The 9458-nt window shown below is 39.5% G+C and carries 5 protein-coding genes; all 5 read right to left on the minus strand.

Annotation, left to right across the window (positions count from 1 at the left end; translation table 11 throughout):
• Positions 1-408 precede the first annotated feature (408 nt).
• Positions 409-3471, minus strand: a complete 3063-nt coding sequence (locus tag JIV24_RS17950) for a sulfatase-like hydrolase/transferase (RefSeq protein WP_200466457.1) — start codon at positions 3469-3471, stop codon at positions 409-411.
• A 52-nt stretch (positions 3472-3523) separates the two neighbouring features.
• On the minus strand, positions 3524-4525 hold the full coding sequence (locus JIV24_RS17955; RefSeq protein WP_200466458.1) for an alpha/beta hydrolase: 1002 nt from the start codon (positions 4523-4525) through the stop codon (positions 3524-3526).
• 136 nt (positions 4526-4661) lie between these two features.
• Positions 4662-6128 carry a sulfatase gene (locus JIV24_RS17960; protein WP_200466459.1) on the minus strand — a complete coding sequence of 489 codons (1467 nt, stop codon included), beginning with the start codon at positions 6126-6128 and terminating at the stop codon, positions 4662-4664.
• 922 nt (positions 6129-7050) lie between these two features.
• Positions 7051-8265, minus strand: coding sequence for an endo-1,4-beta-xylanase (locus JIV24_RS17965; RefSeq protein ID WP_200466460.1), 1215 nt, complete (start codon positions 8263-8265; stop codon positions 7051-7053).
• A 250-nt stretch (positions 8266-8515) separates the two neighbouring features.
• Complete coding sequence (locus JIV24_RS22820; protein ID WP_200466461.1) at positions 8516-9295, minus strand: T9SS type A sorting domain-containing protein; 780 nt, start codon at positions 9293-9295, stop codon at positions 8516-8518.
• Positions 9296-9458: the final 163 nt, after the last annotated feature.

Below are 9458 nucleotides of genomic sequence, written 5' to 3' on the forward strand. Positions count from 1 at the left end.
CCTATCTGAAAAACGAGGTTCATAAATCGTTCGATGAAGAGGTGAAAATTGCTCAGCCACTAATCAACACCCTCCTCAATGAGTTCAATATCTATACATTGCACAACTACACTTGCATTAAATTCCTTCTATGCTCCTCACCCAGAAACCATGCGTCACACCACGCATCTGGTATGCATCAAATAGCGCGAGGTGCTTGTATGCAACTACGCGAGGTGTTTGCGCTTATGCACGCAAACACCTCGCGTAGTTAATGAAGTATATTTTCTACAGTCAGATCTTAATTTGCACAAAGCAATTGCATATAACCATCACAACCACCTCCCCACTCCGTGGTACTCCTCCTATGTTTTAGGAGGGGTGCCGACAGGCGGGGTGGTATATTTAGTTTTCAATGCAAATGCCTTGTTAGTTATCCTTAGCGATAATGGAGTACAATTCATCTGCAAACAAAGCAGCCCCTTTAATGCCAAAGTGAACCGGATCCTTCGGATTATCCTCTCGTAAGTTCTCCTTTGAACTGATTTTATCTCCTTCCACAAAGATTATTTTGTTATCATCCCGGGAGAATTCCGCAACCAATTCATTTAAAGACTTTCGAAAATCATCTGGGGTATAGTTAGTCTTTTTACCCTTCTTTGTATTAGTATAAGTGACACTTATGCAATAAATCGTTGCATTGGGTTGATGCTTGCGAATTGTTTTAAGGAACTTCCGATAGTCTTTTTTATAGTCTTCGGGTGTTTTTCCAAAACCCACCAAGTCGTTATAGCCAATAAGAATAGTAATCAAATCGGCTTGTGGCATTTCTGATGTTTGCTCGGCCACTGCCTGAGATATTTTCGCTCCGCCAACAGCTAAATTAAAATAGTTATAATCCAGTTTCTCGGCTAACAAGTATGGGTAGCTCAAATAACTGGCTGACCCTTGTCCGACACCATGGGTGATACTGTTTCCTATTGCGAGGTATACCGGCTTCTTATCAGGCGTAAAGACCTCCAAATCGGCCCCTTCATCTACAATCAATTGATGAAGTTTAAGATTTATTAAACTTGGCAATACTATTTCAAAGACCGTCGATTGACCTGTAAACTTATTGGTAAGATCCAATACCATTTCTCCTTTACTCATAGAGTTATTAAATTTATAGGTATTGTCAAACTGTCCATCTTGAAGGACTAAAAACTCAGCACCTCTATTAGTTCCTTCAGCAGGAACAAACTTCAAGCTTACTTTATTGCTGGCTGTTTTAAACAAGAGCTTAATCCCACTGTTCGTTCTGCCATTAGCCAGGCTAAACATCCTTACTTCGTTTGGCGAATGGTAGGTTTTATCAGAAAAGCGACTGAAGGATAATTCATTACTCGAACGCGTAACATAATTGGCTCCCAATACATGGATATTTTTATTATCAAGACGAACACTCCCCTCTACAAAAGGTACAGCTACCTTCGCTTTATCTCCCAAATCAATTTCCTGAATGATATATTCTCCTTTTTCAATAAAGAGTAATTTTAAGGTATAAGCACCTGTTGCCTGAATTGGGAAATTCAGTTCCTGCACACTCTGCTCTTGACTCAAATTTAAGTGACGCACAATCTGTTTTCCACCTTCGGGATGCAGTACCACACGTCCTTCACCACCTTTACCCTTAATGTGTAGACGAAACGTTTCGCCGGCCTTAAGCTGCATTGGCATTTTCGACATCATTTGTATATCCCATGGATTTTTACCCAAGTTGGAAACCGCAACTTTTAAGGTATGACCATCATCACTGGCAACCCTTTTGAAGTCAACAACAGCACCATTGGCTCCTTTGGTCTTCCAGCTTTTTGATAACTCTTGTGAGAAATGCCCATCAATTATGGCCATCGAAGCCAATCCTTTTCCTGAGTCTTTTTTCGTTTTTTCTCCTTGAGCTTTTCCTGAATAATTAACCTTGTTTTGTTTGGCCTGTTCTTGCAGTAGTGTTAATAGTTTATTTCTTAATTCAGCTGTTATTTCACGATAAGCAGGATCTCCAGCCAAGGATATTTTCTCAAGTGGATCTTTCTTGTAATCATATAGTTCAACACCTAAGATGGAAGGTTTATGAACAATGGAACCTTTTTGAAATTCACCTTTTAACCAAAGAGTCAAGCGGTAACGTTCAGTACGCATTGAGTAGCCCATATTATTGTTGCCACGCGGAAACTGACTGATCGCATAATCCTTTACTTTTTTATTGGGCTTCTCCAACACCGGAAGCAAACTATGCCCTTCCAGCTGTTTTGGTACATTAAAGCCAGCGTATTCAATCAATGTTGGGAATATATCCACCATTTCGGTCATGGTAGCAGCTCGCTCACCCATAGCCATTCCAGGTGCACTAATAATAAAAGGCACCTTGGTGGCCTGCTCAAAATTGGAATGCTTGCACCACAATCCATGATCACCCAAGTGCCAGCCATGATCACCCCATAGTACCACGATTGTATTTTCATCTAACTGAAGCTCTTTTAACTTGTCCATTACCTTTGCCACCTGGGCATCGGCAAATGAAGTAGCAGCACGGTAGCCATGAATCAACTCCTTTTGCTTATCAATTGACAAATCTCCTTTATCAGGAATATCGGAATAGTTACGTAATTCACCCCAGGTGTGGTAAGCATAATCGGGTGAATGCTTGGCTTTCTCCTGAAAAGGATGTACCTCTATATTTTCACGTTTATAGAGATCCCAATATTTCTTCGGTGCGGCAAAAGGCAAATGCGGCTTATTCAAGCCAACAGCCAAAAAGAACGGCTTATCACCTTTTGCAAACTGCTCCAATTGCATCATACTAGCTTCTGCCACTGCACCATCGGGGTAGGCATCATCAGGCACAACTCTGCTCTCGACTGATGGTGATAGATTACGCTCTTTTAAATAGGCATTGGTTTCAAACCAGTTTAGCTTTTTACTTTTTGCTTCTTGATAAGCTTTAATAGCTTCTGGATTCTGGTATTTCCCATTGGCAGGATATGCGTAGCCTTTGGCATACTTGAGTTGGTCTTTTTCCTTGTAGGGTATGGTCCAGGAAAGTGGATCATTGCCTTTGGCCCCATGCATTAATTTACCAAAACCAACGGTCTCATAACCATTCTGCTTAAAAAACTGTGGGATAGTCACAATGTCAGGCTGCTTATCGCGCATGTTGGTTTTTAAATCCACTACCTGCGTGCGATCGGGGCGCATTCCCGTGAAGCAAGAAATACGTGATGGGGCACACACTGCCTGCTGACAGTAGGCATTATCGAAGATGACACCCTGGGCAGCTAATTGATCGATACCTGGTGTTACAAGACCTGTTTGACCATAACAAGCCAGATCTGTTTTTAAATCATCTATAACGATGAATAAAATATTCGGCTTGTCTTTAGAGCTTTTGCAAAAACTTTGCAATGGCATCAATAAGGCTGCAGTGAATAAGAGTATTTTTATATTTTTCATTCTAAATGCGATTATCTATTCTTATATTTTTTGATAAAATGTTTTAGTTATTCTATTCCAGATTTATGCCCTGTTGTTGCACAATAAATTCAAATACCAACTCGGCCAAGTCCTTATCGTTAACAGTCGCTCCCCAGGCTCCGTGCCCCTTCCCTTCTAGTGGATAATAAGCCAATGGCACCTTATTCGTTTCATAAATCGTTTTTAACTCCTCTGCGTTTGTAAATGGCACAGTTGGATCTTCTGTACCATGGGCAATGAACAATGGCGGGTTGTTACTATTAAATCGTTGATGACCGAATATTTCTTCCATCGCATCCAAAGCCACTTTTGAACCCCATAAATCAACTATGGCACTAACCTTGAAATCTATTTCCACGTTGGTGCTTGACAAAGAAGGATCTTGCTGAATTGTTAGCTCATCTCTAAAATCTTCCGAATTCGTGATGCCTATGGCGATGGCTGAAACTGCACCAGCAGAACCTCCACCTAAGGTTATGTACTCAGTGTTAATCTTATACTTTTCAGCATTAGCCACTACCCAACGAAGAGCTGCCTTGGCATCGCGAAGGGCGGGATAAACGGCTAAAAATTGAGCGGCTTTATTTTTAGGAATGTTTACTGCGTAATCAAGCCACTGTTGCGGAACGGTGCCTTTATCTCTCTTAAGTCTGTAATCAAGCGAAATAAACACCCAACCTCGTGAGGTATAATAATTGGCCCATTCAATTATTCTTCCTTGTTGTTTGGAACCGCCAGCAAAACCGCCTCCGTGAATAAATACGAAGACAGGCCTGTTACCAGAATCATTATCCGGAGTATATACATCTAACTTGAGAGGAAGCGTTTTCGCATTATCACTATTAATGCTTTCATGACTCAGACCTTGAGCATATACTATATCTTCCTCAACAAGTACATCATACGTTTGAGTCGATTGCACGGTGGGTATTTCACTTTGTGAATCAACTGAAGCTACTTTATTATTGCTACCACAAGATGATAAAAGAATAATAAACAGCAGGATGCAAGTAGGTATTATTATTTTTTTCATGTGTTTGTATTTTGTTCTTTATTGCCACATGGAACTCGCCAATTTTGTCATCTTTCTGTGTGAGAAGCTATTCTCATGGCTCGTTTCATGATAAGGGATTAAGTGATGAAAGAATATAATTCAGTTAATTAGTCATTTATTTCTTCTGCCATTTGTTTTTACTTGGATCTAGCTTAACCGCATTAATTGATTGGCGCCATTCTTTTACCAAGTGGTGCAATTCACTTGCTTTGGCAGGCATACTACTACTAAGATCCCTGCTCTCTCCAATGTCATCTTTTAGATTAAATAATTCTATGCGCCCTTCATCGTACCAATCAATTAATTTATAATTGCCCAATCGCACAGCTGAACTATTACTATCGCCAGTACTTCCTGGTCGTCCCATTGGTGAATGCCAAAAAAGAGGCGCATTACGCTCAAACTTATTTCCTTTGATGGCATTTGTTACATCCAGGCCATCCAAATGATCGTTAGGACGTTGTTTTAAACCGGCCATTCCCAATACTGTAGGGTAAATATCTGTACCAGACACCAAAGCATCAGACACAGAGCCTGCCTTGGTTTGTCCCGGCCATTTCACAATAAAAGCCTCACGAATACCACCTTCGTACAACCAGCCTTTACCATAGCGCAAAGGATAATTCGAGGTGGCCAATTGACGTGTATTACCACGGGTAGATAAACCACCATTATCAGCCGTGAAGATAATGATGGTGTTATCCTCAATTCCCAAGTTTTCTAATGTGGTTTGAATCTTTGCCATGCTCTGATCAACACTCTCGATCATGGCCGCATAAACCGGAAAATCCTGACGTAATTTATTGTCGCCTGTAATGGTCTTTTCATATTCAGGCAGCTCATACTTCATTTTAGCCAATTTAGCTTCGTACTTGGCTACCAGCTCCGGTTTTGCTTCAAAAGGGGTGTGTACACCATAATGCGAGAGAAATACAAAGAAAGGTTCGTCTGTATTTTTTTTCACATGCTCTGTCATGAACTCAACTGTTTCGTCAGTCAAACGATCGGTAATGTATTCACCTTCTTTTCCATCTTCTAAACCATGTATCTCATCTTTTTTATAGCCTTTACGGCCTGAGGGTGTTGATTCACCTTTCCGATATGGATAGAAGTAAGTTGGAGGTGCGCCTGCAGCTCCACCGGCCACATTAACATCAAAACCCTGATTTTGCGGCATATTCCCTTCCTTATCGCGGAACAATAAATGCCATTTTCCTGTAAAAAAAGTGGCATAGCCACCATCCTGAAGAGCTTCGGCAATGGTTACATCTTCGGCCACCATGCCTTTACCCCCCGGAGCAGGACCTCTGGCAGGATACTTACCTGTCATTACCCCATAACGCGCAGGCACACATCTGGGGTGTGCCGTATAGCCCTGGGTAAAGCGAATGCCTTCGTTGGCCAGTTGATCAATGGCTGGTGTTTCATAAAATTCAGAGCCCTGACAGGCCAAATCCATCCAGCCTAAATCATCAACATAAAAAATAAGAATATTGGGTTGGGCTGGCTTTTTCTTAGTAGCAGCGAAAATACTTGTGCCAAACAGGCAGCTCAATAATAGAATGGTGACTAGCGTTCGCATATTTATAATTTTTAATTCTTTCCTTTTAAGAGCTGTAAAGTTAGCATCAAGCACACGAAGCAGGTATTAAGAATCGTTCAATGAAGGATAAAAATCGCTCTGTTATACTTTAATTACATATGAATCATGCAGTGTCTTACAAGCACAGTGGGCTTGTATACTTAAACTTACCTCCCAAAACATTAATAAAAACTGACAACAGATTATACAAAGCAAACACAATTCAAATTGATTTTTAGCAGGACTTTAAACTAACAATAGGGTACAATATAAATAGGCTGGAGAATTATAATCATTAGATTATCAGCTATGAAACGCGTTTATCGTGTCAATGTATCGGTAAGTGCTTAATATGATTCCTTCTTCTTTGGCATTGCTCCAAAGAAAAAAATCTAGCAGGAAAGAAAGCAACCCGCGCGTTCCAACTGTCACTGATTCTGCAGAAATAGAGCCTTTTAACCAAGACAAAGGCAAGCCCCTTTTGTGAATGACTAAAACAATTGAAACTTCACCCCCTCCATTGCCATCCTTTCCGACCAACCCTTTTAAACTGCACGAGAAACCTAAAATAGAGCCCTAGAACAGGTAATTATTGATCCTAAAGTCAGAAAAATTAAGCGATACCTTTGATTTATTGCCCGAATATTGTCAATTATTGGGCGAGAAGTTTAAAAAAATAAACGAGGAATATCTTTTTTGGCCCGAGAACTACCATAACTTACACGATGACATTGTTTTTTTACACGAATGCTTAAAAAATTCCAGAGAGGGTTGGTCAAGCCCTCCGCGGGATAGTAAAATCAATACCTGTAGCACTTAGTGACTTTCTTGTTTATATTTTGCGTCAAGACAATTAATGCAGATTTATTACAATGCCATTTGTGAAAAAATCGCTTTTAAAACTATAGAGGTCGGTAGATACCTACTTACCCAATTGAAAATTAACATGATTTGCTAATCCTCTAGCCGGATGGGCTTTTACTTTTTTACGAACTACTTCTCCATCAACCAACTGCACAATAGCCTTGTAAGACAACTTGGCACTATTATCTCTATCAAATAACAAGGGATAATCAGTCCGGCCTTTTATTGGCCAATTATTTTTCCAGGAATAAGCATCATTAAGCCCCCAAAAAGTAACACGTGAAACAGCGTGACTATACTTAAGTAGAATTTTAAAGAGTCCTTTATATAAATCTGTCTGTTTTGTTAGAATTTCTTGCGGCAACGAATTCGTATAAGGGTTCAGTTTCGCAGCGTATTGATATCGCTTATTAACATCTGCTATCATTTCTTTTTGAGGAAAAGGCAATACACTGATATCTAATTCAGTTACCATCAATTTCAATCCGGTACGAACAAATGCCTCAACACTTTTTTCAAATTCAATTAATGACAAATTAAGACCATAGTGAGCTTGCATACCAATACCATCAACTCGCACCTGTTTGTGTTTAAGGGTATTGACTAATTTAACAACAGCGTTTCTTTTTTTTAATCCAGTCATCCCATAATCATCATAGTACAGTTCTGCATCAGGATCTGCCTCATGGGCAAATTTAAAAGCTAATTCAATATACTCAGGCCCGATGATTTTAAACCACTTACTCTCGCGCCAACAACCATTAGCCAGAATAGCTTCATTGACCACATCCCAGCCATGCACGCGCCCTTTGTATCTTCCAACAACCGTATGAATGTATGAACGCATTCGATCAATAAGTACTTCCCTCGATACCTCGCCTCCCTTATCGTCCTCAAAAAAAATCCAATCCGGTGCCTGAGAATGCCAAATAAGCGTATGACCAATGATTATCATACTATTCCGCTCACCATAGGCAACAAATTGGTCAGCAGCTGAAAAGTCATATTCCCCTTCTCCGGGGTTAACGCGCTCCATTTTCATGCAGTTTTCAGCCACAATGGAATTATAATGTTTAGTAATCGATTTATTGAGGATCTTATCATTACTTTGAAGGGTTTGATCATTTAATGCCACTCCAATCAAGAATTTACCCTTATATATATTTTTAAATGAAACTTCATCACCGGCCTTCGCATGTGCCAATGAAGCAAGAATAAACACACTCAACACAATGCTTAACAAAGTCATCCGTCTATATTGCTGACTAACCATGATCTATACATTAAAAACAACACATTTAACAATTACCCTCCCTATTTATTTTTATGGAGTTAACTTTTCAAAACTAACGCTTTTTATTGACGACACAGAAGTTAACTCAATTCAACAATCAGCACTTCACTCAATAAATGCATTATCTTCTTCTATGTTCAAATTCATTAAGAATGTATGCAGCAACTAATACAAAAGGGGCTCCTGCATAACAAGAACCCCTTTCATCACTAAACAAATCTTATGAAATTTATTGCTTTGTTACTTTTTTACGAATCACTTCACCATCAACCACCATGCTAACGATGTAAACGCCTTTCTCCAATTGAGCAACATCAATTTGTTTGCTTCCTAAGTTGCTTCCATATACTTTCTGACCGGTCAATGAGTAGATTTCTACTGAACTAACCTGGCCTGATGTTTTAATGTTTAAAGTTGATTGTAGTGGGTTTGGATAAATCATCACTTTCGAATCAAAAGCATCAGTTATGCTCGTAACTGTTCCAGGGTCATCTTCAATCGACATATCATCAAGCAACACATCATAATCAGCATCAATATCCTTGAAAAACACTTGAGCTATTTGAGAACCCACTCCAGTAAAAGGCAGTTCATACTCCACCCATTCATTTGTTATTGTTTGATAATTTCCGTTTGTTGCACTGATAGCGGCCACCCCATTGGATGTTGTGGTTTTCGCCCATACTCGAATAATGTAATCATTATTTTGTATTAAATTATCAAGAGCGAGTGTTCTGAGTTTAACGAGTGAAGAACCTGAAGTACCTTCTTTAATATTATAAGCCGCATGATTAATTTCAAATTTCATACACTGCTCTCCAGCACTACCTGGCCTAATTTGTTGTTCAATAGACGACACATACAATTTATCCGATGCATCTGCGGAACTAAATACATCTTTCCAAATGCTTGTTGGGTTAGTATTAGCCCAGCTATTTTGTGCTGATACACTAAAATCTGAAGCATAACCCTCATCTGACTCAAACCCTTCTATAACTGGTAAATCCACACTTAAATCTGGTCCTGCGGCAAATTCTATACTAACATTATCTACATAATAAGCAAGAGCCCCGCTTACACCTCCATTTCTAATTATAGGTGGGTTCTAAAAATTAGTTTTTTCAATTTTTGACTTGATAAAATCGCAGAACCCTTTAACGAAATTTTCAAAT

This window comes from Carboxylicivirga marina (assembly GCF_016612505.1).
GTDB lineage: Bacteria > Bacteroidota > Bacteroidia > Bacteroidales > Marinilabiliaceae > Carboxylicivirga > Carboxylicivirga marina.

What these genes read in the sequence shown, in the direction of transcription:
- JIV24_RS17950 (WP_200466457.1), bottom strand. Translation starts at nt 3,471, where the DNA reads ATGAAAAATATAAAAATACTCTTATTCACTGCAGCCTTATTGATGCCA.
- JIV24_RS17955 (WP_200466458.1), bottom strand. Translation starts at nt 4,525, where the DNA reads ATGAAAAAAATAATAATACCTACTTGCATCCTGCTGTTTATTATTCTT.
- JIV24_RS17960 (WP_200466459.1), bottom strand. Translation starts at nt 6,128, where the DNA reads ATGCGAACGCTAGTCACCATTCTATTATTGAGCTGCCTGTTTGGCACA.
- JIV24_RS17965 (WP_200466460.1), bottom strand. Translation starts at nt 8,265, where the DNA reads ATGGTTAGTCAGCAATATAGACGGATGACTTTGTTAAGCATTGTGTTG.